A 23,605-nucleotide genomic window follows, 5' to 3' on the forward strand; every position below is an offset into this window, starting at 1 on the left:
TTCCCCATGAGTTTCTTCGACCAACTGCAAGCCGCTACCGCCAGCGAACGTGAAGCCCTGTTCAGCGTGCCGGTGATTCAGGACGCCCTGGCCGGCAAGGTCAGCCTGGACAGCTACATCGCCTTCCTGACCCAGGCCTACTACCACGTGCGCCACACCGTGCCGCTGCTGATGGCCAGCGGCGCGCGCCTGCCGGCCCGCCTGGAGTGGCTGCGCCAGGCCGTGTGCGAGTACATCGAGGAGGAGTACGGCCACGAGCAGTGGATCCTCAGCGACATCGCCGCCTGTGGTGGCGACCGCGACGCCGTGCGTGACGGCCAGCCGAGCCAGGCCATCGAGCTGATGGTCAGCTTCCTCTACGACACCATCGCCCGTGGCAACCCGGTCGGGCTGTTCGGCATGGTCAACGTGCTCGAAGGCACCAGCATCGCCCTGGCCAGCCAGGCGGCCGGCACCATCCAGGAGCGCCTGGGCCTGCCCAAGGAAGCCTTCAGCTACCTGTTCTCCCACGGCGCCCTGGACATCGGCCACATGCAGACCTACCGCGGCCTGATGGACCGCCTGGACAACGAGCAAGACCAGGCCGCGGTGATCCACGCCAGCAAGGTGGTCTATCGCCTGTACACCGAAATGTTCCGCGGCCTGCCGCGCAGCAACGAGGTGCAGCATGCGGCTGCCTGAGTGCCGGGCGCTGCTCACCGGGGCCAGCGGCGGCATCGGCCTGGCCCTGGCCGAGCAGCTGTGTGCCGGCGGTGCCCAGCTGCTGGCGGTGTCGCGCCATGTGCAGGGCCTGGAGGCCCTGCAGCAGCGCTATCCTAAGCAGGTGCGCAGCCTGGCCGCGGACCTGACCAGCGCCAGCGGGCGCCAGGCGGTGGTCGAGGCGGCGCGCGCCATGGGCGGGCTCAACCTGCTGATCAATGCCGCCGGGACCAATCGCTTCGCCCTGCTTGAGCAGCTGGAAGAGCAGCAGATCGCCGAGATGTTCGAGCTCAACGTGGTCGCCACGCTGCAGCTGACCCGGGCGCTGCTGCCGATCCTGCGCCAGCAGCGCCATGCCCTGGTGGTCAACGTCGGTTCCATCTACGGCTCGATCGGCTACCCGGGCTACGCCACCTACTGTGCCAGCAAGTTCGCCCTGCGCGGCTTCTCCGAGGCGCTGCGCCGCGAGCTGGCCGATACCAGTGTCGGCGTGCTCTACGTCGCGCCGCGCGCCACCCGCACCAGCATGAACAGCTCGGCGGCGATGGCGCTCAACGAGGCGCTCAAGGCCACCACCGACTCGCCCGAACGGGTGGCCGGGGCGGTGATGGCCGCCATCGAGAAGAACCTCAACGAGCTCTATCTCGGCTGGCCGGAGAAGTTCTTCGTGCGTCTCAACGGCATGTTGCCGGGGCTGGTCGACCGCGCGCTGCGCAAGCAGCTGCCGCTGATCCGTCATTTCAGTGCTCACACCCCAGACAAGGAAACCACCCGATGAACAAGTTTCTCTTCGTATGCCTGAGCCTGTGCCTCAGCGTGCCGGCCTGGGCCCTGGATGAGGCCGGCAGCCAGCGCCTCAAGCAGGTGCAGACACGCTGGGCCGAGATCCAGTACCAGACGCCGGACGCGCAGAAGGAAAAGGCCTTCGAGCAGCTGGCCGCGCAAACCACCGCCTTCACCCGCGAGCAGCCGCAGGCGGCCGAAGCCTGGGTCTGGCACGGCATCGTCACCAGCAGCTGGGCCGGCGCCCAGGGCGGCCTGGGTGCGCTGGGCAAGGCCAAGAGCGCGCGCGATGCCCTGGAAAAATCCATCCAGCTCGACCCGGCCGCCCTGCAAGGATCGGCCTACACCAGCCTGGGAACCCTGTATGCGCGCGTACCGGGCTGGCCGGTGGGTTTCGGCGACGAGGAGAAGGCCCAGCAGCTGCTGCAGCAGGCGCTCAAGCTCAACCCCAACGGCATCGACAGCCTGTATTTCTGGGGCGACTACCTTTACCGCCAGGACAAATTCGCCGAAGCTCGTGAGGCGCTGCTCAAGGCCAAGCAGGCGCCGGCCCGTCCGGGACGCGAGCTGGCCGACCAGGGACGACAGGGCGAGATCGACACCCTGCTCAAGGCCGTGGAAGAAGAGCTGCAATAAAGAACAACTGAACTAAGGGCACAGCATGCGGTTATTGTTGGTCGAGGATGAACCGGCCCTCGGCGAGGGTCTGCGCCTGGCATTGCGCCAGGAGGGCTACACGGTGGATTGGCTGCAGGATGGCGTCAGCGCGGCGCACGCCCTGCTCAGCGAAGACTTCGACCTGCTGGTGCTCGACCTCGGCTTGCCGCGCCTGAGCGGCATCCAGGTGCTGCAGCAGCTGCGCAAGAGCGGTTCGGCCCTGCCGGTGCTGATCCTCACGGCGCGCGACGCCACCGAGGACCGCATCGCCGGGCTGGACGCCGGCGCCGACGACTACCTGATCAAGCCCTTCGACCTCGACGAGCTCAAGGCGCGCCTGCGCGCCTTGCTGCGCCGCAGCGCCGGGCGTGCCGAGCTGCGCATCGAGCACGCCGGGGTCAGCCTCGACCCCTCCACCCAGCAGGTTTCCTACCAGGGCAAGGCGGTGCCGATGACGCCCAAGGAATACCTGCTGCTGCACGAGCTGCTGTCGCAGCCGGGCAAGGTGCTGACCCGCGAGCGCCTGGCCCAGTCGCTCTACGGCTGGGACGAGGAGGCCGAGAGCAACACCCTGGAAGTGCACATCCACCACTTGCGCAAGAAGCTGTTCAACAACCTGATCCGTACCGTGCGCGGGGTCGGCTACCTGGTGGAAGAACAGCCATGATCTCGATCCGCCGGCGCATCCTGTTCCTGGTGCTCAGCCTGATGCTGCTGGGCACCGCGCTGATCTCGCTGTTCAACTACTGGGACAGCTCCCATGAGGTCGAGGAGGTCTACGACGCCCAGCTGGTGCATACCGCGCGCCTGCTGCAGGGGGTGATGCGCATGCCCCTGGAGAACGACAAGCGCAGCGCGCTGTATACCGCCTTCAACAGCGCCCTGGGCCAGGCCGGCCAGCGCAAGGCGGGCCACCCGTACGAGAGCAAGCTGGCCTTCCAGGTATGGAACCGCGCCGGCGAGGTGCTGGTGCGTACCGCCAGCGCCCCGCAACTGGGCGCCGCGCCGCGCCTGGGTTTTGCCGACGTCGACCTGGGCCCGCACCAGTGGCGCGGCTTTGCCCTGATGGATGAGGATCAGGGGCTGCTGATCTGGATCGGCGAGCGCGACGACGTGCGCCAGGAGCTGGTGACCAGCATCGTGCGCCACACCCTGATGCCCAACTTCATCGGCATCGTCGTGCTCGCCGCGCTGATCTGGTGGGCGATCGGCTGGGGCATGCAGCCGCTGCAGAACATGGCGCGGGTCATTCGCGCGCGCCACCCGGATGCCCTCGAGCCGCTGCAGCTGGATCCGCTGCCCAAGGAGCTGGAGCCGATGCAGGCGGCGCTCAACCGCCTGCTGTTCCAGATCGACCAGGTACTGGAGCGCGAGCGGCGTTTCATCGCCGACGCCGCCCACGAGATGCGCACGCCGCTGGCGGTGCTGCGCATCCACGTGCAGAACGCCATGCAGGCCAGCGACGAGGCCCAGCGCAGCGAGTCGCTGGGCTTCCTGATCGGCGGCATCGACCGCGCCACCCGGGTGGTCAACCAGCTGCTGACCATGGCCCGGGTCGAACCGACCCTGGCCAAGGGCGAGTGGCCCGTCATCGACCTGCAGGCGGTGACCCGCGAGACCCTGGCCGAGCTGACCCCCTGGGTGCTCAAGCAGGGCCTGGAGCTGTCCCTGGAGGTAGCCGAAGGCGACTACCGGCTGGCCGCCGACGCCGGGGCCATCGGCATCGCCCTGCAGAACCTGCTGACCAATGCGGTGAACTTCTCGCCGGCCCATGGCCAGTTGCGGGTGCTGCTCGGCGGCGACGCCGACAGCCTGTTCCTCTGCGTCGAAGACCAGGGCCCGGGCATCGCCGAGGACCAGCTGGAGCAGGTGTTCGAGCGCTTCTACAGCCGCGACAACAGCCAGGGCGCCGGGCTCGGCCTGGCCATCGTGCAGATGATCGCCTCGCGCCTGGGTGGCAGCATCCGCCTGAGCAACCTGCCCGAGGGCGGCCTGCAGGCACGCCTGGAGCTGCCGCGCCACTCGCCGGCCTAGTTGTGGTCTGCGTGGTTGGTTCAGTCAACTTCGGCGCCCGAGGCCCGATCCAGCCGAACTTGCGTTGACCCACTAACCGTACAGGCCACTGGGGCCGCAGACAGGCGCCATGGCTTATCATGGCGTTTTCCCTTCCGGTGACTGCGCCATGACCACGCCCAACCTGCTGACCCAACTGCAAGATGCCGATATGTTGCTGATCGACGGCCTGCATGCCTGGCAGATCGAACTGATCGATGAGGCCGGCAGCGAAGATCTGCAGCTGGTGATCGAGTGCATGGACGGCCGTGACCGTCGCCTGTGGCGCTTCACCGGTGCCGCCCTGGCTGCTGCAAGCCACGATGCCGCCACCGATTGCTGGCACATCGAGGGGGCCGATGGCCAGCACGAGCTGGTGATCCTCAGCGGGATCAATGCCAGCAATGACGACGAGGACGAGCCCGCCGCCAACGACGGGACCCCGGCCGACTGACACCGAGGAGGCGCGCATGATCCAGTGCAAGCGCGTGTATGAAGCGGTCGAGGCCGGCGATGGCCAGCGTGTGCTGGTCGACCGCCTGTGGCCGCGCGGCTGCCGCAAGGACGCCCTGGCCCTGAGCGCCTGGCTGCGCGAAGTGGCGCCCTCGGCCGAACTGCGCAAGACCTTCTGCCACGAGCCGGCGCGTTTCGCCGAGTTTCGCCTGCTCTACCGCGGCGAGCTGGCCGCCCACCCCGAGCACTGGCAAGGCCTGCTCGCGGCGGCCGAGCAGGGCACCCTGACCCTGCTGTTCGCCGCCCGCGACGAGCAGTTCAACAATGCCCGGGTGCTGGCCGAGTTTCTCGAGGAGGAGCTGGAGCGCCGCGGGCCAGCCAGTTCGCCGGTGTGCTACCAGGGGCTGGTGCAGCCGTGAGCGGTGCCTGGCCGCTTGCCCGTCCGGGTGGAGCTGGCGTTCAGTAGGCCCCGGTGTCGTTGCACACCAGCTCGTTGCTGGCGCTGATCGCGTAGCAGAGCATGCGCTCGTTCTTGAGCGGCAGCTGCAGCACATAGCCCGGCTTGCCGTTGACCAGCGTGCCCTGTCTGTCTTCGGTCATGGTGATTTCCACCTTGCCCTGCATTTCGCGGCGCGCATGGGTGGGTAGGTTGGCGTTGAGCGCAGCGAAGCCCAACAGCCGGGCAGGATCGTTGGGCTTCGTCGCGCTGCTCCTCAACCCAACCTACGACTCATCGCGTTTGCAACAGGCTATTGGGACATAGCCGAAAAAAACGCCCCGGAGGGCGTTTTTTCCGCAGCAATGCGCGGGTTTCAGCTTGCCTGACGCTCTTCCCGGGCCAGGCAGGCGGCCGCGGTGAACAGCACGTCGGTGGAGGAGTTCAGCGCGGTCTCGGCGCTGTCCTGCAGGATGCCGATGATGAAGCCGATGGCCACTACCTGCATGGCGGTTTCGCTGGGGATGCCGAACAGGCTGCAGGCCAGCGGGATCAGCAGCAGCGAGCCGCCGGCCACGCCCGAGGCGCCGCAGGCGCAGACGGCGGCGACCACGCACAGCAGGATGGCGGTCGGCATGTCCACGGCGATGCCCAGGGTATGCACGGCGGCCAGGCTCAGCACGCTGATGGTGATGGCGGCGCCGGCCATGTTGATGGTGGCGCCCAGCGGGATGGACACCGAGTAGGTGTCTTCGTGCAGGCCCAGGCGTTCGGCCAGCTGCAGGTTGACCGGCACGTTGGCCGCCGAGCTGCGGGTGAAGAAGGCGGTGATGCCGCTCTCGCGCAGGCAGGTCAGCACCAGCGGGTAGGGGTTGCGGCGGATCTGGCTGAAGACGATCAGCGGGTTGACCACCAGGGCGACGAACAGCATGCAGCCGACCAGCACGACCAGCAGCTGGGCGTAGCCAAGCAGGGCCTTGACCCCGGCATCGGCGAAGGTGGTGGCGACCAGGCCGAACACCCCCAGCGGGGCGAAGCGGATGACCACGCGCACGATCAGCGAGACGCCCTCGGCCAGGTCGCCGAACACCGTGCGGGTGGTGTCGCTGCCGTGGCGAATGGCGATGCCCAGGCCGATGGCCCAGGCCAGGATGCCGATGAAGTTGCCCTTGAGCAGGGCATTGACCGGGTTGTCCACCGCGCTCAGGGCCAGGGTGCGGAGGACTTCGGCGATGCCGCCGGGCGGCGTGCTGCCGCTGGCCACATCGCTGAGCACCAGGGTCGACGGCCACAGGCTGCTGGCGATCACCGCGACGATGGCGGCGGACAGGGTGCCGACCAGGTACAGCAGCAGGATCGGGCGGATATGGGTCGGTTGGCCCGGCTTGTGGTTGGCGATGGCCGAGGCCACCAGGATGAACACCAGGATCGGCGCCACGGCTTTCAGGGCGGAGATGAACAGGCTGCCGAGGAAGCCGACCTCAGCGGTGGCCTGGGGCCACAGCAGGGCCAGCAGGATGCCGGCGACCAGGCCGATGATGATCTGGGTGACCAGGCTGGTGCGGGCGAGCAGTTGCAGGGGGAGGCGGTGGATCATGATCGATGTTCCTGAGGTTCGGCATGCCGCGCCGGTGGACGCCGGGCATGCGGGACGCCGGCCCGACTGGCGGCGGGTGGTGACCCGCGCCGGCGAGCCAGCGGATTGCGGTAGCCTGCCGGGTGGCGGCGGGCGCAGAAAACGAGGCGGCGATTCTAAAGGCTTGCACAGGGTTGTGCGGGCCTTCCGTCAGGCCGGGGCAGTACGGGATGGTTGTTGTGGGAGCGGATTTATCCGCGATCAGCAGGCCACTCCGAGCAGCCCCGATCGCGGATAAATCCGCTCCCACACAAAGCGTCAACTGCCAATGAAAACGGCCCGCGAGGGGCCGTTGTCATTCCAGCCAGACCGTCAGCCGCCGAGGTAGGCGTCGCGTACCTTGGGGTCGACCAGCAGGTCGGCGCCGCTACCCTGCATGACGATATGGCCGTTCTCCAGCACATAGGCGCGGTCCGCCAGCCTGAGCGCCTGGTTGGCGTTCTGCTCGACCAGGAACACGGTCACGCCATCCTCGCGCAGCTGTTCGATGATGTCGAAGATCTGCTGGATGATGATCGGTGCCAGGCCCAGGGAGGGCTCGTCGAGCAGCAGCAGCTTGGGCTTGCTCATCAGCGCGCGGCCGATGGCGAGCATCTGCTGTTCGCCGCCGGACATGGTGCCGGCGCGCTGCTCGAAGCGTTCCTTGAGGCGCGGGAACAGGTGCAGGACCTTGTCCATCTGCTCCAGGTTGTCGGCCTTGCTGCCGAAGAAGCCGCCCATGGCCAGGTTCTCTTCCACGGTCAGGCGGGCGAACACGCGGCGGCCTTCCGGCACCACCGCGATGCTCTTGCGCATGATGTCGCAGGAGTCCTGGCCGACCAGTTCCTCGCCCAGGTAGCGGATGCTGCCGCTGGCCGCGCGCGGCGAGCCGCACAGGGTCATCAGCAGGGTCGACTTGCCGGCACCGTTGGCGCCGATCAGGGTGACGATCTCGCCTTGCTGCACTTCGATGCTGACGTTGTGCAGGGCCTGGATCTTGCCGTAGAAGGTGGAGACGTTGTGGAAACTCAGCATGGTTACGCTTCCCCCAGGTAGGCTTTGATCACGTCCGGGTTGTTGCGGATCTGCTCCGGCGTGCCGTTGGCCAGGGGGGTGCCCTGGTTGATCACGTAGATATGGTCGGAAATGCTCATGACCAGCTTCATGTCGTGCTCGATCAGCAGCACGGTGACGTCGTGGTCATGGCGCAGCATGCCGATCAGCGCCTTGAGGTCTTCGGTCTCGCGCGGGTTGAGGCCGGCGGCCGGCTCGTCGAGCATGAGGATGCGCGGGCGGGTCATCATGCAGCGGGCGATTTCCAGGCGGCGCTGCTGGCCGTAGGCCAGGGTGCCGGCCGGGCGGTTGGCCACCTCGGTGAGGTTGACCTGCTCCAGCCAGTGCGCGGCGTACTCCATCGCGGCCTTTTCGCTGCGGCGGAAGCTCGGGGTCTTCAGCAGGCCGGCGAGGAAGTTGGTGTTGAGGTGGCGATGCTGGGCCACCAGCAGGTTCTCCACCGCAGTCATTTCCTTGAACAGGCGAACGTTCTGGAAGGTGCGCACCACGCCCTTGCGGGCGATCCGGTGGCCGGGCAGGTGCTGGATCGGCTCGTCATTCAGCAGGATCACCCCGCTGGTGGGCTGGTAGAAGCCGGTCAGGCAGTTGAACACGGTGGTCTTGCCGGCGCCGTTGGGGCCGATCATCGACACCACCTGCTTGGGCTGGACGGAGAGGGCGACATTGTTGACGGCCAGCAGGCCGCCGAAGCGCATGGTCAGCCCGCTGACTTCGAGAATCGGGCGGCTCATGGTTTCAACTCCAGGTGCGGGCGTTGCATGGGCAGCAGGCCCTGCGGACGCCAGATCATCATCAGTACCATCAGGGCGCCGAACATCAGCATGCGGTACTCGCTGAACTCGCGCATCAGCTCCGGCAGCAGGATCATCACCACCGCGGCGAGGATGATGCCCAGTTGCGAGCCCATGCCACCGAGCACGACGATGGCGAGGATGGTCGCCGATTCGATGAAGGTGAACGATTCAGGCGTGACCAGGCCCTGGCGCGCGGCGAAGAAGCTGCCGGCGAAACCGGCGAAGCAGGCGCCGAGGGTGAAGGCCGAGAGCTTGATGATGGTCGGGTTCATGCCCAGGGCGCGGCAGGCGATCTCGTCTTCGCGCAGGGCTTCCCAGGCCCGGCCGATCGGCATGCGCAGCAGGCGGTTGATCACGAACAGGGTCAGCAGCACCAGCAGCAGGGCGATCAGGTAGAGGAAGATCACCTTGTTGATGCCGTTGTAGGCCACGCCGAAGAACTCGTGGAAGGTCTGCATGCCTTCGGCGGCGCGGCGCTCGAAGGACAGGCCGAACAGGCTCGGTTTCTCGATGTTGCTGATGCCGTTGGGGCCGCCGGTGATCTCGGTCATGTTGCGCAGCAGGATGCGGATGATCTCGCCGAAACCGAGGGTGACGATGGCCAGGTAGTCGCCCCTCAGGCGCAGCACCGGGAAGCCCAGGATGAAGCCGAAGAAAGCCGCCATCAGGCCGGCGATCGGCAGGCACACCCAGAAGCCCAGGCCGTAGTAGTGCGACAGCAGCGCATAGCTGTAGGCGCCCACGGCGTAGAAGCCGACGTAACCCAGATCGAGCAGGCCGGCCAGGCCGACCACGATGTTCAGGCCGAGGCCGAGCATCACGTAGATCAGGATCAGGGTGGCGATGTCCACCGCGCCGCGGCTGCCGAAGAACGGCCAGGCCAGGCCGACCACGATCAGGCCCAGCACCAGCCAGCGCTGGGTCGAGGGCAGGGTGAGGAAGCTGCTGGTGCGTGCCGGCATGCTCGGCAGCGAAGGCACCTGGGCCCAGGCCGCGCTGACCTGGCCGCGGAACAGCTGCCAGAAGAACATGGCGATGGCGCAGCCGGCGATGGTCCAGAGGATGGCCGGGCTGGCGCCGTGCACTTCCAGCTTGATGCCGACGGTGGTCAGCTTCAGGCCGAGCACCGGGTAGGCCACGGCCAGCACCAGCAGGGCGCTGAAGAAGGCGGTCTTGAGGTTCTTGGCAATCATACTTTTTCAACCTCCGGACGACCGAGGATGCCGGTCGGGCGGAACAGCAGGACCAGGACCAGCAGGCCGAAGGCCACCACGTCCTTGTATTGGTCGCCGAAGATGTCGGCACCGAAGGCCTCGGCCACGCCGAGCACCAGGCCGCCGAGCATGGCGCCGGGGATGCTGCCGATGCCGCCGAGTACCGCGGCGGTGAACGCCTTGATCCCGGCCAGGAAGCCCAGGTTGGGGTTGATCACCCCGTACTGCATGCCCAGCAGCACCGCGGCCACGGCGGCCAGGCTGGCGCCGATGACGAAGGTCAGGGCGATGATGTTGTTGGTGTTGATGCCCAGCAGGTTGGCCATCTTGATGTCTTCCGCGCAGGCGCGGCAGGCACGGCCGAGGCGCGAGCGGGAGATGAACAGGGTCAGGGCGTACATCACGGCGAAGGTGACCGCGAAGATCAGCACCTGCATGTAGGAGATCGTCACGCTGTGCATGGCGCTCTCGCCGAACACGAAGTTGCCCGGGATCAGGCTGGGGATGGACTTGTCCTTGGAGTCCTGGGAGAGCAGCACCTCGTTTTGCAGGAAGATCGACATGCCGATGGCGGAGATCAGCGGGATCAGCCGGTTGCTGCCGCGCAAGGGGCGGTAGGCGACCCGTTCGATGCTGTAGCCGTAGGCACTGGCGACGATGATGCTGGCGGCGAACGCCGCGACCATCAGCAGGGGCAGGCTGTCCAGGCCCATGAAAGTGAGGCCGGCGATGACGATGAAGGCTACGTACGAGCCAATCATGTACACCTCGCCGTGGGCGAAGTTGATCATGCCGATGATGCCGTAGACCATGGTGTAGCCGATGGCGATCAAGGCATAGGTACTGCCAACGGTGAGCCCGTTGATCAGCTGTTGCAGGTAGTGATAGAGATCAGGCATTGCCTAGCTCCTGGGTCGCTACGCAAGGCGGCGCTTGTGGCGCAGCGTAAGACCGGGATTCTTCGAATAAACAAAGCCCACTGCGTTTGCAGTGGGCTCTGGGTTCAGGCGGGAAGCTTACTTCGCTTCGGTTTTGGTGCCGTCCTGGTGCCACTCGTAGACCACGAAGCTGAAGTCCTTCAGATCGCCCTTCTCGTCGAAGGCCAGGCTACCGGTGGGGGTGTCGAAGCTGTTGCTGCGCAGCGCGGCCGCGACCTTGGCGGTGTCGGTGTCGCCGGCTTTCTGGATGCCTTCGGCAATCACCTGCACGGCGGCGTAGGCCGGGAACACGAACGGGCCGCTCGGGTCCTGGTTCTTGGCCTTGAAGCCGGCGACCAGCGCCTGGTTCTTCGGATCCTGGTCGAAGGACTTCGGCAGGGTCACCAGCAGGCCTTCGGAAGCCGGGCCGGCGATGGCGGAGATTTCCTTGTTGCCGACGCCTTCCGGGCCCATGAACTTGATGGTCAGGCCTTTTTCCTTGGTCTGGCGCAGCAGCAGGCCCAGTTCCGGGTGGTAGCCGCCGTAGTAGACGAAGTCGACGCCGGCTTGCTTGAGCTTGGCGATCAGGGCGGAGAAGTCCTTGTCGCCGGCGTTGATGCCTTCGAACATGGCGACCTTGGTGCCTTTGCCTTCCAGGGTCTGCTTGACCGCGGTGGCGATGCCTTCACCGTATTGCTGCTTGTCGTGGATCACGGCCACGGTTTTCGGCTTGATGTGGTCGGCAATGAAGTTGCCGGCGGTCGGGCCCTGCAGGCTGTCCAGGCCGATGGTGCGGAACACCAGCTGGTAGCCGCGCGAGGTGATGTCCGGGCTGGTGGACGCCGCGGTAATCATCAGGATGCCTTCGTCTTCGTAAATGTCCGACGCCGGCTGAGTGGAGCTGGAGCAGAGGTGGCCAACCACGAACTTGACTTCGTCGTTGACGATCTTGTTGGCCACGGCCACGGCCTGTTTCGGGTCGCAGGCGTCGTCGTACTTGATGCCTTCGAGCATTGCGCCGTTAACCCCGCCGGCCTTGTTGATCTGCTCGATGGCCATTTCGGCACCGATGAACTGCATCTCGCCATACTGGGCAACGGCACCGGTAACCGGGCCTGCCAGAGCGATTTTGATGGTATCAGCTGCCATCGAATAGCTGGTCATACCAGCCAGAGCCATGGCGGCGAACAGCTTGGATACGTGCTTGCTAGCCTTGTTCATAGTGCTCCACTCTTTATTGGTGTTTTTCGTTGTTGTAATCCATGCGGCCAGGGCTGCAGGACCGGTTCAGTTTCCCCGGCCACACCCCCGGCAACTGTACCGGGGCAGTGTAGAACTCCATTTCCTGCCTTGAAAAGCGGGCAGCCTGGAGGGGACAGGGGGTGTGTCGCTTAAATGAAACAAACGTACAGAATAACGGCGTGGTTTTGCCTGACTGGAGAGTCGTCGTTCAACGGCTAGGTTTTACGGCTGACTTGTCTGTCGAGGTGCCGACGCTATCATGGCCCCGCACCTTCAACCAGATGCTCTTAAACAGGCCAGTCATGACAGAACAACCTAGCACCCTCTATGCCAAGCTGCTTGGCGAAACCGCGCCGATCACCTGGCAGGAACTGCAGCCTTTCTTCGCCCGCGGAGCCCTGCTGTGGGTCGACGGCGCCCAGGATCTGGTCGAAGTGGCGCTGGCCGTGGCCGAGGATGATCAGGCCAAGGTGGCCGCCTGGCTGCAGGCCGGCCTGCTGGCCAAGGTCGAGGAAACCCGCGCCGAGGATCTGCTGGCCCGCGACCCGCAACTGTGGGCGGTGGTCGTTGCCCCCTGGGTGCTGGTTCAGGAGCGCAGCACGGCCCCGACCGTGCATTGACGGCCGGGCGCGAGAAGCGTGCCCAGTCAGCTGAGCTGAAGGTTACGGACCCCAAGGAGCATTGCCATGTTTGAACCCGGCCATCTGCACAGAAGCCATCTGCCCGGTCAGCTGCTGTTCGCCATCGATATCTTCTATGAGGTGCGCCAGGATCCCAAGGAGGGGGCGATGCTGCACTTTCGCATGGTCGGCGAGATCGAAGGCAAGGCGTTTTGCGAGGAGTTCGACCTGCACCGCGATACGGCCTTCAACTTCGCCAGCGTGCTGACGCGAGTGGCGGCCAAGCACGGCCTGCCGACCAGTCACAACCTGATCATGCACGGCCATGCCGAGTTCGACCGGATGTATCAGGACATCCGCGACAAGCTCGGCGCCCACCCCGGCGACCCGGTCAACTTCGACCACCTGGCCAAGGATGGCTTCTAGTTGGCCTTGAGCCCCTCATCGGGCTTTATGTAGGAGCGGCTTTAGCCGCGATGCGGGCCACGCAGAAGCATCGCGGCTAAAGCCGCTCCCACGCACATCCAATCCGGAGCCTTTTCAGCGGCCCACCAGCCCGCCGGCCAGGCCACGGGCTGGGCCCGGGCCGCCCAATCCCATGATGGGTGCGGTTAAACTAGCACCACGATCTTGTGCTGGAGCCCGCTATGTCCACTTCTCTGCCCGCCCTGGCCTTCGCCGGTATCGGCCTGATGGGGTTGCCCATGACCCGTCGCCTGCTCGCCGCGGGCTACCCGCTGCGGGTGTGGAACCGTTCGCCGGATAAATGCCAGCGGCTGCTCGACCTGGGCGCGCAACCCGCATCGGCGCCGCTGCAGCTGTGCAGTGAGGCCGATATCGTCATGCTCTGCCTGGCCGATACGGCCGCGGTGCGTGAGGTGGTATTCGGCCCCGGCGGCATCGTCGAAGGAGCCAGGGCCGGGCAGCTGCTGGTCGACTTTTCCAGCCTGGAGCCCGCCGCGACCCGCGAGATGGCGGCGGAGCTGGAGCGCCGTACCGGCATGCGCTGGGTCGATGCGCCGGTATCCGGCGGCACGCCCGGTGCGGAAGCCGGTAGCCTGGCGATCATGGCAGGTGGGCGGGTCGATGACATCGAGCGCATCCGCCCGATCCTGGTGCACCTGGGCCAGCGGCTGACCCGCATGGGGGAGGTGGGCGCCGGGCAGGTGACCAAGGTGTGCAACCAGATGATCGTCGCCTGCAATGCCCTGGTGATCGCCGAAGTGGTCGCCCTGGCCGAGCAGGCGGGCGTCGACGCCAGTCTGCTCGCGCCGGCCCTGGCCGGCGGCTTCGCCGACTCCAGGCCGCTGCAGATCCTGGCGCCGCAGATGGCCGAGAGCCGCTTCGAGCCGATCAAATGGCATGTGCGCACCCTGCTCAAAGATCTCGACACCGCCACCAAGCTGTCCCGCGAGCAGGGCAGTGCCACCCCCATGAGCGGCCTGGCGGCCCAACTGCTGCGCCTGCATGGCAGCCAGGGCCATCTCGAACATGACCCGGCGACGCTGGTGCAGCTCTATCGCGAGGCTGACGCATGAAGATCGCTGCGAACATTTCCATGCTGTTCACCGAACTGCCGTTGCTCGAACGGGTCCAGGCCGCGGCGGCGGCGGGTTTCGACGGGGTGGAAATCCAGTTTCCCTACGACGTGCCGGCGATCGCCCTGAAGGAAGCCCTGGAGCGCGCCGGCATGCCGCTGGTGCTGATCAACCTGCCGGCCGCAGACTTGATGAGCGGCGGGCCCGGCCTGGCGGCGGTGCCCGCACGCCAGGCCGAATTCGATGCGGCGCTGCAGGAGGCGCTGACTTATGCTGCCATGGCCCGGCCAATGTGTGTCAACGTGTTGCCGGGCCGGTTGGCCGACGGGGTTTCCCGCGAACAGGCGCTGGCGACCCTGGCCGCCAATTTGCATAAGGCTGCAGAGGCTTTTCAGGTGCTGGGTATTCGCGTGCTGAGCGAGGCGATCAACCCGCTGGACATGCCTGGCTTCCTGATCAACACCCCCGAGCATCTCGACGAGCTGCTACGAGCGGTGGATCACCCGAACTGCCTGGCGCAGTTTGACCTCTACCATATGGATCGGCAAGGGTTGGATATTGAGGCAGGGATCCGTTTGCTGACCGGGCGTATAGGGCATGTGCAGTTTGCCGATTGCCCTGGGCGAGGCGAGCCGGGGAGTGGGGCGTTGGATTTTTCAGTGTTGTTCGAGGGGTTGCAAAACAGCGGGTATGGCGCATGGCTGGGGGCCGAGTACAAGCCGACTAAGCCGATGGTCGAATCGCTGGGGTGGATGGCCCTTTGGCACGATGCTTACGACGTATGATCTTCGCCCATTTGCATTGCATCGGTGCCAATCGAGTGAGTGTTGAGCAGCTTTTTCATGGTGGCAAATTGACGTCATTCGCCTGTCAAGTCTTGAGATTAATTAAATCCTTGGCAGAATTCTCATCTCTAGGCGGTGGCGTTGCTTGTGCCAGCAGGGATGATCGTTTTTTTCTTTTGGAGCCTATAGCCTGTCACATCCCCGCAATCGCCAACCCCGCTTTCAGGTGCCCTCCGCGTTGTAAGCCGCGTCTAGAGCTTCACGCAGAACGGAACCTGCTCAATAAAAATAATAATTTCCTGCGTTTCTGTTGCCATCGAACGCCTCCGCAGCATGCGCTAGCAGGGGTGAACGGCTAGTCTGCTTGCTTGGGTCTATGTGGGACTGATTGGTCATTTTGCGGCTGCTTGGCCTTTCTGTTTGGTGCCGAACTACGCGATGCTTTGCCTGTCGCATCGGGCACCCTAACTATCGTTTCTTGGCGTTTCCTTAGCGCCAGCTAAAGCATGGCGGGAGTCTTTGTGAACTCGAATCAACCCTTGAACCTCACTGGTTCAGATGAAATCGATCTTATCGAGCTGTTTCAGTCTCTCTGGGCTCAGAAGTGGCTGATTTCCGGGGCGGCGGCCGTAGTGGCTGCCGCTGCTGGCGCTTATGCGTTCCTCGTCACTCCCGTCTACGAGGTGCAGAGCTTGCTAAGGCCGGCACTGATCAAGGACCTCGATGAGCTGAATGGCACGGCTGTCTATACCCTCACTCCAGCGGATGCCCTGAAAAAAGTGGGCGCATCGCTTGACTCTTACGAAACGCGCCTGGGCTTCTTTCAGGCCAACAAGAGCCTGTTTGAAGGGCTGGTAAAGCCGGATAGAAGCCTGGAGCAGGCATTTGAAGAATTCAGTCGTGAACAGTTCGTTTTGCTAAAGCCTGACCCCAAGAAGCCAGACAATCTGTCGGACTATGTCGGCATCCAGATTAGCTACCCGGAAGACCTGGACGGGGTGGCTATCACCAACGGGCTGGTGGCCTACGCGATAAATGCAGAACGGGAGCGTATCGCTGCCGACTTCCAAGTGGTCATAGCCAACCGTTTAAGCGCGGTGGAGCGGCAGATCAAGGCGGCGCGAGCAAATTACGAGGCGGATAAAGCCTCCAGCATCGCCCAGCTCAAAGAAGCGGACTCGCTCAAGCGGGCAGAGCTGCAGGACGAGCTCCGTGCTTTGCGCCAACAGCTCAGAACCAAGCGCATGAATCGTATCGCCCAGCTGGATGAGGCCATCGCTATTGCCACGTCTCTCGGCATCAGCAAACCCACTACGCCGGCGGCGATGGGTGATGAGGGGCGCGCTGCTCAAGGGCAGGGCAGTGTGATCCGCACTGAAGTGAATAACCAGCAGATCCCGCTTTATTTCATGGGTGCCGAAACCCTGCAGGCCGAGCGTGATGCGCTGAAAGCACGGAGTTCGGATGACTTCACTGAGCCGCGCATTGCCGAAATTGCCAAGGAACTCAAGTTGCTTGAGCAGAACCGCAAGATTGAAGTGTTGAAGAACCGCAAGGATGAGGATCTGTTCCTCAAGCAGTTGGCCCAGTTGCGTGAGGAGGAAGCACGCTTGAAGGGGCTCGACTTGGATCTCTCGGCTCTCACTCTCGCGCGGGTGGATCAACCTGCTGTCCAGCCATTAAAACCCAAAGAACCAAAGAAAGTATTGATAATTACTCTTGGTTTTATTCTGGGTAGCATGCTTGGTCTGTTCGTGGCACTGATTCGCTCAATGCTGGTCAAACGCTCCACGAAGGAAGTCTGAGTTCCCTTGCACGCTATTACCTCAATCATGAATTCCCCATCTGGCTGTAAATGGACGGGGTGGTGTCGCGATTTCCCCAACTGAGGGTAACGAGCCATAAGCAGTCCGGCCTGCGTCAAGCCTATGGCATCCGTGGCCCACTTGGCGCTGAATTCAACGAAGGTATCGCCTGTGGCATCGGTCGTATCTTCACCAGCAGCGGCAAGAGCAATTATAGGAGCGCGACAGCAAGGTGCTGATCCAGGCGGTGAAGGAACATTATGCGGCGCATGATTCCAAGGTGGTATCTACCGATGGGCTAAGCCTGGAGTTGGCGGGCTGACGGATGAATGTGAGGGCGTCGAATACCGAACCGTTGATATCCGCTGGATATTGAGGCGCCTAGTAACTCGCGTAGGTACGTAGAGCAGTTAAGCACAACCGGACGCTTGATTGGCCGCGCCTGACAAAGTGTAGATATAGTAATTTCGATACTTTTTTGGTTTTTAGGAAAGGAAAATTATCAATGAAGATTCTCATCAGTGGCGGTGCGGGTTTCATAGGAAGTGCGCTAGCAATTGCACTTGTGAAAAGAGGGGATGAGATTACTGTTCTGGATAATCTTTCACCTCAAATCCACGGTGAAAGCCCTGAAACATCTGCGCTTGTTCAGCGTTTACCATCCTCGGTTCGCTTAATAAAAGGGGATGTTCGTGATCGCGATGCTTGGGAAAGCGTATTGGCCGGACAGGAGGTTGTCGTCCATTTGGCCGCTGAAACAGGTACTGGTCAATCCATGTACGAAATTGACCGCTACGTGGACGTCAATGCTCGTGGTACATCGTTGCTGCTGGACATGCTAGCCAAGAAGGAAGCGGGCAGCGAATCCGTGCGCCGCTTGGTAGTCGCGTCCTCGCGCGCGATTTACGGTGAAGGCAAGTATCAAGGCCGCGACGGCTTCGTCTATCCCTGCGCGCGAGCATTGGAAGATTTACAGAATGGCATCTTCGAATGTCGCGACCCTGACAGCGGTGACATCGCCACCCCTGTGCCGACCGACGAGTCCTCGCGCATCCATCCCAGTTCAATCTACGGCATTACCAAGCAGGTGCAGGAGCAATTGATTCTCACCGGTGGCGCGGCCTTGGGCATCGGCGCAGTGGCGCTGCGCTACCAGAATGTGTACGGTCCCGGCCAATCGCTGAAGAACCCTTACACCGGCATCCTTTCGATCTTCTCCACCCTGCTGCTACAGGGCAAGGATGTGAACATTTTCGAGGACGGCAAGGAAAGTCGCGACTTTGTCTTCATCGACGACGTGGTCGCCGCCACCATAGCCGTCATAGACTCGGACGTGACCGGCAAGGCCTACAATGTCGGCACTGGTGAGGCTACCGATGTGCTGACCGTCGCTCATTCGCTCAAGTCCAATTATGGTTCTGGAGGCGAAATCAAGGTGTCAGGCAATTTCCGCATCGGTGATATCCGCCACAACATTGCCGACCTTTCGAGTATCAAGCGCGACATCGGTTTTGTGCCGAAGGTTTCCTTCGCCGAAGGCGTCAAGGCTTTTTCGCAGTGGGTGAAAACCCAAGAAATCAGTGATTCCGGCTACGAGCGTTCGGTCAGTGAATTGCGCGCCAAGGGTTTGTTGAAGTGATGGATGACGTGCAGAACTTGGCCGGTAAGCGGGTGTTGTTCATCGCCCCGATGTTCTTCGGCTACGAGAAGCTCATCAAAGTCGAGCTGGAGGCCAAAGGCGCACAGGTTGATTACTTCAATGATCGCCCCGACAATAGTTTCTGGACCAAGGCGCTGATCCGCCTGGATCGGCGCTTGCTGGCGCGCAAGACAGACGCCTATTACCACAGCATCATCGAATCCACTCGCGGCAAGACCTACGACCACATACTGATTGTGCGTGGCGAGGCCATTTCACTACAAATGCTGCGACTGCTGCGCCAGGCCCAACCCAAGGCTCGATTGAGCCTGTATCTATGGGACTCAATGCACTACAACCCGAATGCGCGCAAACTGCTGGGCGAGTTCAACCAAGTATTCTCCTTCGACCGCTCCGACGTGGAGCAGAGCTCGAAGATGCAATTCCTACCACTGTTCTATGGGCGCGAATTTGAGCGCTCTGCACAGTGGCAAGGCGTGCCGGTATATGACGCCTGCTTCATTGGCACCATCCACACCGACCGTTACAAGGTGCTGGAAAAGGTTATTGACAGCTTGCAGGCACGTGGGTGCAAGGTGTTCGTGTTTTGCTACTACCCGTCAAAACAACTTTACCGCTTGCGCGCCTTTGTCGATCCCGGCTTCCGTCGTTTTGGCCGTAAATACGTCAACTTCACCGGAATGAAGCTCTCCGAAGTGGTCGATCGTATCGCGGAGAGCCGGGCGGTAATCGATGTTAACCGTCCGGACCAGTTAGGTCTGACCATGCGTACCATCGAAGCGGTAGGTGCGCAGCGCAAGCTGATTACCACTAATGCCGACGTGGTCAATTATGACCTGTACAATCCTACTGGCGTGCTGGTGCTGGACAGGCAAAGTCCGCTAATTGACGGCGATCTTCTTTACCGTGAAGAGCTACCGTTCGACCCGGCGCTGCGCGAAAAATACTCGGTCTCAGCTTGGATTGACCGCATTTTCAATGAATCCGGTGCCACAATTATATGAAGCCATCGAACCTTGCCATCATCCCCGCACGCGGCGGCTCCAAAGGCATTCCACGCAAGAACGTCCGAGACATCGCCGGCAAGCCGCTCATCGCTTGGAGCATCGAACAAGCGCTGGCCTCGGAGTTTGTGGATCGCGTCGTGGTTTCCACCGATGACGACGAGATTGCCGAGATTGCCGTGCGCCACGGTGCCGAGGTGCCGTTCCGGCGCCCCCCAGAACTGGCCAATGACACCGCCGCCACCGAGCCCAGTCTTGTGCATGCCTTGCAATGGCTGGAGGCCAATGAAGGTTATTGCCCACACAACGTCATCTTGTTGCAGGCGACGTCTCCCGTGCGTTACGCCGGCGCCATCGACCGTGCAATCCAGCAATTCAGTGATGAAGGAGCGGACAGCTTACTGTCTGTTTGCGAGTTCTGGCACTTCCTGTGGCAGGACAAGTCCGCACCGAAGGCGCTCTATGATTACAAGCATCGCCCGCGTCGCCAGGACATCCGTCCCGAGGGTATAAAGCTGAAGGAAAACGGCTCCATCTACATTACCCGTAGTGATTTGTTGGTACGGGAAAACAATCGCTTGGGTGGAAAGATTTCAGCCTTCGTTATGAGTGATGAGGAAAGCTACGAGATTGACTCGCTCGTGGACTGGGCCGTAGTTGAAACCCTTTTGAAGAATATTGCAGGTAGTTAACATGTTGATCAGCAAGAAAATCTCCGAATTCCTCGTCTTTGAAACGGAGTCGATCTTCCATGCATTGGAAAAGATCAACAACAACAAGCACCGTATCGTTTTTGTCGTCAATGAGGGCGGCACGCTGGTTGGTGCCTTCTCCGACGGGGATTTCCGGCGCTGGCTGACCTCCAGCCCGGACTTCGACCTGCAAAAGGAAGTCGGCCCCATCGCCCATGGTACTGTCACCTCGCGCAAGGCCAATGCACCGCGCAATGAAATTGAAGCTGCATTTAGTCGTGGCATCGAGTTGATCCCGCTGGTGGACGATTACCAGCGTTTGGTTGCCATCGCCATCCAGGGTGAGCGCGGCATCACTATAGGCAAACACGTCATCACCGAAACGTCGCCAGCCTATGTGATTGCCGAGATCGGCAACAATCACAATGGTGACATCAAGCTGGCCAAGCAATTGGTTGATCTTGCCTTGGCTGCCGGTGCCGATTGCGTGAAATTCCAGATGCGCGACATGGACTCCCTGTACAAGGGGGGCAGCGGCAAGGACCAGAGCGCCGACTTGGGCGCGCAGTACACCATCGACTTGTTGAGCCGGTTTCAGCTAAGCAACGCCGAATTGGTTGAGGTTTTTGACTATTGCAAGCAGCTTGGTCTTGTGCCGCTGTGCACGCCGTGGGATCTCAAGAGCTTGCAAGTGCTTGAGGACTACGGGATGGAGGCCTACAAGGTGGCCTCCGCGGATTTCACCAACCATCAGTTGCTTGGTGCAATGGCGGCAACCGGCAAGCCGCTGTTTTGCAGTACCGGCATGAGTACCGAGGCGGAAATCCGCCAGTCCGTGACTTTCCTGAAAAACAAGGGGGCCAACTTCGTCATCCTGCATTGCAACTCGACGTACCCCACCCCATTCAAGGACGTCAATCTGGCCTATCTGAAGCGCTTGCAGGAAATCACCGGCAGCCTGGTGGGTTATTCCGGCCATGAGCGTGGCATTTCCGTTCCGGTGGCGGCGGTGACGCTGGGCGCGCGCGTCATCGAGAAACACTTCACCATCGACAAGGGCATGGAAGGCAACGACCACAAGGTGTCGCTGCTGCCCGACGAGTTCCGCGACATGGTGCGGATGATCCGCGAAGTCGAAGAGGCCATGGGCAATAGCGGCGAACGCAGCATCACCCAGGGCGAGCTCATGAATCGCGAAACCCTTGCCAAGAGCCTGGTGGCCAGCCGCAATGTTGGCAGGGGCGAGGTGATCGAGCTGGACATGGTGGACGTGAAAAGCCCTGGCCAAGGGTTGCAGCCGATGTACCTGGAACAACTGGTTGGCAAGCACGCCAAGCGCGACCTGCAGGCAGGCGATTACTTCTACGAATCCGACCTGAAGGACGAAACGGTCGAGGCGCGCGATTATGCCTTCGATCGTCCATTCGGCATCCCGGTTCGTTATCATGATTATGCCAAACTGGTGCCCAAGTCGAATTTCGACTTCGTCGAATTCCACCTGAGCTATCAGGATATGGAGCTGGACCCTGCCGATTTCTTCGATGGTCCGCAACCGATCGGGTTTGCCATACATAGCCCCGAGCTGTTCGCTGGCGACCACATCATGGACTTGGCCAGCGAGGACGACGCCTATCGCGCGCATTCGATCAACGAATTGCAGCGGGTCTGCGACATTACCCGAAACCTGAAGCGGTTTTTCCCGAAGACTGAAAAACCGGTCATCGTCATCAATGCCGGCGGCTTCAGTACTGCCTCGTTCCTGCCCAAGGAAAGTCGCCCAGCAATGTACCAGCGCATTGCCGAATCGCTGGCCCAAGTCGATCAAAGCGGGGTGGAAGTCATTATCCAGACGATGCCGCCGTTCCCGTGGCACTTTGGCGGTCAGAGCCATCACAACCTGTTCGTCGATCCGAACGAAATCAAGGCGTTCTGTGACCGGTACGACTACCGCATCTGCTACGACATCTCTCACTCGATGATGGCGTGCAATTACTACAGGTGGAAGCTGACGGATTTCACCCGGCTGGTGGGTGCCAACACCGCACACATGCACGTGGTGGATGCGCTTGGTGTTGATGGGGAGGGTGTGCAGATCGGCAAGGGCGACGTGGACTTCACGGAACTGGCGCGTGACCTGCGTCAGCATGCGCCAAGTGCGCAATTCATCCCCGAGGTCTGGCAAGGCCACAAGAACCAGGGCGAAGGGTTCTGGTTTGCACTGGACTTCCTTGAAACCTATTTCAAATAAACCAAGCATAGAGCAAGTTGCGTGCTGAAGAAGTTCTTGTCCGGTTCGGGAATATTTGCGTTGTCCGTACTGGTATTCAGTATTGTCCGGCAGATCATCGTATTCCCGGCCATATCGCGCATCGACGACCAGTTGTTCGCAAGTCTGACCTTCATGGTCTTCACTTTCGAGGCAATTGCCTATGGCTTCACCGGGGCCATCCCGGATTACTACGTTCGGCAGGTGCAGGGAAGCACGGCGAATGCGGGACTGATGCGGCAGCTTGGCAGGCTCTGCCTGTTAGGGCTGGCCAGCATTCCTGCATTTCTCCTGCTGGGCATGGATGCGTGGACTTCCTCGATCTTGGGCTTGTATCTCTACTTCTTTGCGCTGAATGCGCTGAAGATCAAGTTGGTCTTCAACAAGCTGCGTTTTGGCGAAAATTTCATCTACATGGCGTTCCGCAGTGCACCTTATCTGCTGGCCCTATGGCTGATCTGGGCGCAACCGGCATGGCTGCATGGGTACGAGTTGCAAGCCATTGCCGCGCTGATGCTGGCATTTGAGTTTTTCTATTGGCTACGGCTGGACGCCATTACCCAACAGGACATGCGCGAGAGCGGGCAAGGGGCTGAACAAGAATATGGTGCGTTGTTGGCGTCGCTGCTGCCGTTCATTGCAAGTGCCCTGCTGATCGGCGTCATCCAGCGAGGCGATATGACCTTGGTCAAACTGGTCGACGCTGCGTACTACACGGATTATGCCAAGACGATCCTGACCATCAACTTCTTTTGCGCACCCTTGTCCCTGATGATATCCGCTCCCCTGTTGAGCTTCCTGAGCAACCACGGCCTTTCACTCGGCTCGCCTGGCGTGAAACGCTTGCTGCTTGTGATAACCGGACTGGTTTTGCTGACCGGCTTGGGGGCCGCCGCGACATTCGACTACGTGAACGGCATTCTTTACGGCGGCTCCAGCACAAGCCCCGCCTGGCTGGTGTTCTACTTGACGACCAGCACCTTGCTGTACGCGCTGGTCCGGACAATGGTTGTGAAGTACGCCGCTGTGCGGCTGGTCCTGCCGGTGAACATCATGCTGATTCTGTTGGCTGCCGCCATGGCCATCTACCTGCCGGTACAAGTCTTCGTCGTTCTTTTCTATGGCCAGCGCCTGCTGGCATACGCCATATTGTTGGCTATCGACAGGCAATACACCCAATGAAGATTATCTACCCCTAAGTTTTCGGCGTATCGCCAAATTTCCATTTTTTAAGGGATGTTGGAAGTTTCAAAAGGAATTTCATGCTGCAAGTCGCTGGGTTTACTGGTGCTGAATTTT

At 62.0% G+C, this 23,605-nt stretch carries 24 protein-coding genes; 17 read left to right on the forward strand and 7 right to left on the reverse strand.

Annotated features, from left to right (window positions below; genetic code table 11):
• The first annotated feature begins 6 nt into the window (after positions 1 to 6).
• The 7 genes from F3I62_RS13480 to F3I62_RS13510 all read left to right on the forward strand — a co-directional run bounded on the left by F3I62_RS13480 (position 7) and on the right by F3I62_RS13510 (position 5,063).
• Entirely contained in the window at positions 7 to 681 is a 675-nt protein-coding gene (locus tag F3I62_RS13480; RefSeq protein WP_160490155.1) for a TenA family transcriptional regulator, read from the forward strand.
• The gene (locus tag F3I62_RS13485) at positions 668 to 1,477 is read left to right on the forward strand and encodes an SDR family oxidoreductase (RefSeq protein ID WP_160490156.1); all 810 of its coding nucleotides are present in this window, start codon (positions 668 to 670) and stop codon (positions 1,475 to 1,477) included. The genes F3I62_RS13480 and F3I62_RS13485 overlap by 14 nt, the downstream gene beginning before the upstream one ends.
• The gene (locus F3I62_RS13490; RefSeq protein ID WP_160490157.1) at positions 1,474 to 2,118 is read left to right on the forward strand and encodes a hypothetical protein; all 645 of its coding nucleotides are present in this window, start codon (positions 1,474 to 1,476) and stop codon (positions 2,116 to 2,118) included. The genes F3I62_RS13485 and F3I62_RS13490 overlap by 4 nt, the downstream gene beginning before the upstream one ends.
• A 25-nt stretch (positions 2,119 to 2,143) precedes the next feature.
• The gene (locus tag F3I62_RS13495; RefSeq protein ID WP_160490158.1) at positions 2,144 to 2,806 is read left to right on the forward strand and encodes a response regulator; all 663 of its coding nucleotides are present in this window, start codon (positions 2,144 to 2,146) and stop codon (positions 2,804 to 2,806) included.
• Positions 2,803 to 4,173, forward strand: a complete 1,371-nt coding sequence (locus F3I62_RS13500; protein WP_160490159.1) for an ATP-binding protein — start codon at positions 2,803 to 2,805, stop codon at positions 4,171 to 4,173. The genes F3I62_RS13495 and F3I62_RS13500 overlap by 4 nt, the downstream gene beginning before the upstream one ends.
• A 148-nt stretch (positions 4,174 to 4,321) precedes the next feature.
• Entirely contained in the window at positions 4,322 to 4,645 is a 324-nt protein-coding gene (locus tag F3I62_RS13505) for a DUF5629 family protein (RefSeq protein ID WP_160490160.1), read from the forward strand.
• A 16-nt stretch (positions 4,646 to 4,661) separates the two neighbouring features.
• Positions 4,662 to 5,063: a DUF488 domain-containing protein gene (locus tag F3I62_RS13510; protein WP_160490161.1), complete on the forward strand. Its 402-nt coding sequence runs from the start codon at positions 4,662 to 4,664 to the stop codon at positions 5,061 to 5,063.
• A gap of 40 nt (positions 5,064 to 5,103) precedes the next feature.
• On the opposite strand, the gene F3I62_RS13515 is transcribed toward F3I62_RS13510, so the two are convergent.
• The 7 genes from F3I62_RS13515 to F3I62_RS13545 all read right to left on the reverse strand — a co-directional run bounded on the left by F3I62_RS13515 (position 5,104) and on the right by F3I62_RS13545 (position 11,915).
• Positions 5,104 to 5,244 carry a hypothetical protein gene (locus tag F3I62_RS13515; protein WP_160490162.1) on the reverse strand — a complete coding sequence of 47 codons (141 nt, stop codon included), beginning with the start codon at positions 5,242 to 5,244 and terminating at the stop codon, positions 5,104 to 5,106.
• 212 nt (positions 5,245 to 5,456) lie between these two features.
• Complete coding sequence (sstT, locus tag F3I62_RS13520) at positions 5,457 to 6,677, reverse strand: serine/threonine transporter SstT (protein ID WP_160490163.1); 1,221 nt, start codon at positions 6,675 to 6,677, stop codon at positions 5,457 to 5,459.
• A 351-nt stretch (positions 6,678 to 7,028) separates the two neighbouring features.
• Positions 7,029 to 7,730: an ABC transporter ATP-binding protein gene (locus tag F3I62_RS13525; RefSeq protein ID WP_160490164.1), complete on the reverse strand. Its 702-nt coding sequence runs from the start codon at positions 7,728 to 7,730 to the stop codon at positions 7,029 to 7,031.
• A 2-nt stretch (positions 7,731 to 7,732) separates the two neighbouring features.
• Entirely contained in the window at positions 7,733 to 8,500 is a 768-nt protein-coding gene (livG, locus tag F3I62_RS13530) for a high-affinity branched-chain amino acid ABC transporter ATP-binding protein LivG (RefSeq protein WP_160490165.1), read from the reverse strand.
• Complete coding sequence (locus F3I62_RS13535; RefSeq protein WP_218572862.1) at positions 8,497 to 9,756, reverse strand: high-affinity branched-chain amino acid ABC transporter permease LivM; 1,260 nt, start codon at positions 9,754 to 9,756, stop codon at positions 8,497 to 8,499. Before F3I62_RS13535 ends, livG begins: the two co-directional genes overlap by 4 nt.
• A complete protein-coding gene (gene livH, locus F3I62_RS13540) occupies positions 9,753 to 10,676 on the reverse strand; it encodes a high-affinity branched-chain amino acid ABC transporter permease LivH (protein ID WP_160490166.1) in 924 nt (307 codons plus the stop codon). Before livH ends, F3I62_RS13535 begins: the two co-directional genes overlap by 4 nt.
• Before the next feature lie 117 nt (positions 10,677 to 10,793).
• Positions 10,794 to 11,915, reverse strand: a complete 1,122-nt coding sequence (locus tag F3I62_RS13545; protein WP_160490167.1) for a branched-chain amino acid ABC transporter substrate-binding protein — start codon at positions 11,913 to 11,915, stop codon at positions 10,794 to 10,796.
• A gap of 323 nt (positions 11,916 to 12,238) precedes the next feature.
• On the opposite strand from F3I62_RS13545, the gene F3I62_RS13550 reads away from it, so the two are divergent.
• The 10 genes from F3I62_RS13550 to F3I62_RS13595 all read left to right on the forward strand — a co-directional run bounded on the left by F3I62_RS13550 (position 12,239) and on the right by F3I62_RS13595 (position 23,488).
• Entirely contained in the window at positions 12,239 to 12,556 is a 318-nt protein-coding gene (locus F3I62_RS13550; protein ID WP_160490168.1) for a DUF2288 domain-containing protein, read from the forward strand.
• A gap of 66 nt (positions 12,557 to 12,622) precedes the next feature.
• A complete protein-coding gene (locus F3I62_RS13555) occupies positions 12,623 to 12,982 on the forward strand; it encodes a DUF5064 family protein (protein WP_160490169.1) in 360 nt (119 codons plus the stop codon).
• Between the two features lie 221 nt (positions 12,983 to 13,203).
• Entirely contained in the window at positions 13,204 to 14,094 is an 891-nt protein-coding gene (locus tag F3I62_RS13560; protein WP_160490170.1) for an NAD(P)-dependent oxidoreductase, read from the forward strand.
• Positions 14,091 to 14,879 carry a hydroxypyruvate isomerase family protein gene (locus F3I62_RS13565; protein WP_160490171.1) on the forward strand — a complete coding sequence of 263 codons (789 nt, stop codon included), beginning with the start codon at positions 14,091 to 14,093 and terminating at the stop codon, positions 14,877 to 14,879. Before F3I62_RS13560 ends, F3I62_RS13565 begins: the two co-directional genes overlap by 4 nt.
• Before the next feature lie 521 nt (positions 14,880 to 15,400).
• The gene (locus tag F3I62_RS13570; protein WP_372240131.1) at positions 15,401 to 16,684 is read left to right on the forward strand and encodes a Wzz/FepE/Etk N-terminal domain-containing protein; all 1,284 of its coding nucleotides are present in this window, start codon (positions 15,401 to 15,403) and stop codon (positions 16,682 to 16,684) included.
• A gap of 505 nt (positions 16,685 to 17,189) precedes the next feature.
• Complete coding sequence (locus F3I62_RS13575) at positions 17,190 to 18,323, forward strand: NAD-dependent epimerase/dehydratase family protein (protein WP_160490173.1); 1,134 nt, start codon at positions 17,190 to 17,192, stop codon at positions 18,321 to 18,323.
• Entirely contained in the window at positions 18,323 to 19,348 is a 1,026-nt protein-coding gene (locus F3I62_RS13580) for a glycosyltransferase family 9 protein (RefSeq protein WP_160490174.1), read from the forward strand. The genes F3I62_RS13575 and F3I62_RS13580 overlap by 1 nt, the downstream gene beginning before the upstream one ends.
• Positions 19,345 to 20,040 (forward strand): cytidylyltransferase domain-containing protein, encoded by a 696-nt coding sequence (locus F3I62_RS13585; protein ID WP_160490175.1) that lies wholly within the window; start codon positions 19,345 to 19,347, stop codon positions 20,038 to 20,040. Before F3I62_RS13580 ends, F3I62_RS13585 begins: the two co-directional genes overlap by 4 nt.
• A 1-nt stretch (position 20,041) precedes the next feature.
• Positions 20,042 to 22,288 carry an N-acetylneuraminate synthase family protein gene (locus tag F3I62_RS13590; protein ID WP_160490176.1) on the forward strand — a complete coding sequence of 749 codons (2,247 nt, stop codon included), beginning with the start codon at positions 20,042 to 20,044 and terminating at the stop codon, positions 22,286 to 22,288.
• Positions 22,289 to 22,309: 21 nt separating this feature from the next.
• Positions 22,310 to 23,488, forward strand: coding sequence for a hypothetical protein (locus F3I62_RS13595; RefSeq protein ID WP_160490177.1), 1,179 nt, complete (start codon positions 22,310 to 22,312; stop codon positions 23,486 to 23,488).
• Positions 23,489 to 23,605 lie beyond the last annotated feature (117 nt).

Source organism: Pseudomonas sp. R-28-1W-6, assembly GCF_009799925.1.
GTDB lineage: Bacteria > Pseudomonadota > Gammaproteobacteria > Pseudomonadales > Pseudomonadaceae > Aquipseudomonas.

What these genes read in the sequence shown, in the direction of transcription:
- F3I62_RS13480 (WP_160490155.1), top strand. Translation starts at nt 7, where the DNA reads ATGAGTTTCTTCGACCAACTGCAAGCCGCTACCGCCAGCGAACGTGAA.
- F3I62_RS13485 (WP_160490156.1), top strand. Translation starts at nt 668, where the DNA reads ATGCGGCTGCCTGAGTGCCGGGCGCTGCTCACCGGGGCCAGCGGCGGC.
- F3I62_RS13490 (WP_160490157.1), top strand. Translation starts at nt 1,474, where the DNA reads ATGAACAAGTTTCTCTTCGTATGCCTGAGCCTGTGCCTCAGCGTGCCG.
- F3I62_RS13495 (WP_160490158.1), top strand. Translation starts at nt 2,144, where the DNA reads ATGCGGTTATTGTTGGTCGAGGATGAACCGGCCCTCGGCGAGGGTCTG.
- F3I62_RS13500 (WP_160490159.1), top strand. Translation starts at nt 2,803, where the DNA reads ATGATCTCGATCCGCCGGCGCATCCTGTTCCTGGTGCTCAGCCTGATG.
- F3I62_RS13505 (WP_160490160.1), top strand. Translation starts at nt 4,322, where the DNA reads ATGACCACGCCCAACCTGCTGACCCAACTGCAAGATGCCGATATGTTG.
- F3I62_RS13510 (WP_160490161.1), top strand. Translation starts at nt 4,662, where the DNA reads ATGATCCAGTGCAAGCGCGTGTATGAAGCGGTCGAGGCCGGCGATGGC.
- F3I62_RS13515 (WP_160490162.1), bottom strand. Translation starts at nt 5,244, where the DNA reads ATGACCGAAGACAGACAGGGCACGCTGGTCAACGGCAAGCCGGGCTAT.
- sstT (WP_160490163.1), bottom strand. Translation starts at nt 6,677, where the DNA reads ATGATCCACCGCCTCCCCCTGCAACTGCTCGCCCGCACCAGCCTGGTC.
- F3I62_RS13525 (WP_160490164.1), bottom strand. Translation starts at nt 7,730, where the DNA reads ATGCTGAGTTTCCACAACGTCTCCACCTTCTACGGCAAGATCCAGGCC.
- livG (WP_160490165.1), bottom strand. Translation starts at nt 8,500, where the DNA reads ATGAGCCGCCCGATTCTCGAAGTCAGCGGGCTGACCATGCGCTTCGGC.
- F3I62_RS13535 (WP_218572862.1), bottom strand. Translation starts at nt 9,756, where the DNA reads ATGATTGCCAAGAACCTCAAGACCGCCTTCTTCAGCGCCCTGCTGGTG.
- livH (WP_160490166.1), bottom strand. Translation starts at nt 10,676, where the DNA reads ATGCCTGATCTCTATCACTACCTGCAACAGCTGATCAACGGGCTCACC.
- F3I62_RS13545 (WP_160490167.1), bottom strand. Translation starts at nt 11,915, where the DNA reads ATGAACAAGGCTAGCAAGCACGTATCCAAGCTGTTCGCCGCCATGGCT.
- F3I62_RS13550 (WP_160490168.1), top strand. Translation starts at nt 12,239, where the DNA reads ATGACAGAACAACCTAGCACCCTCTATGCCAAGCTGCTTGGCGAAACC.
- F3I62_RS13555 (WP_160490169.1), top strand. Translation starts at nt 12,623, where the DNA reads ATGTTTGAACCCGGCCATCTGCACAGAAGCCATCTGCCCGGTCAGCTG.
- F3I62_RS13560 (WP_160490170.1), top strand. Translation starts at nt 13,204, where the DNA reads ATGTCCACTTCTCTGCCCGCCCTGGCCTTCGCCGGTATCGGCCTGATG.
- F3I62_RS13565 (WP_160490171.1), top strand. Translation starts at nt 14,091, where the DNA reads ATGAAGATCGCTGCGAACATTTCCATGCTGTTCACCGAACTGCCGTTG.
- F3I62_RS13575 (WP_160490173.1), top strand. Translation starts at nt 17,190, where the DNA reads ATGAAGATTCTCATCAGTGGCGGTGCGGGTTTCATAGGAAGTGCGCTA.
- F3I62_RS13580 (WP_160490174.1), top strand. Translation starts at nt 18,323, where the DNA reads ATGGATGACGTGCAGAACTTGGCCGGTAAGCGGGTGTTGTTCATCGCC.
- F3I62_RS13585 (WP_160490175.1), top strand. Translation starts at nt 19,345, where the DNA reads ATGAAGCCATCGAACCTTGCCATCATCCCCGCACGCGGCGGCTCCAAA.
- F3I62_RS13590 (WP_160490176.1), top strand. Translation starts at nt 20,042, where the DNA reads ATGTTGATCAGCAAGAAAATCTCCGAATTCCTCGTCTTTGAAACGGAG.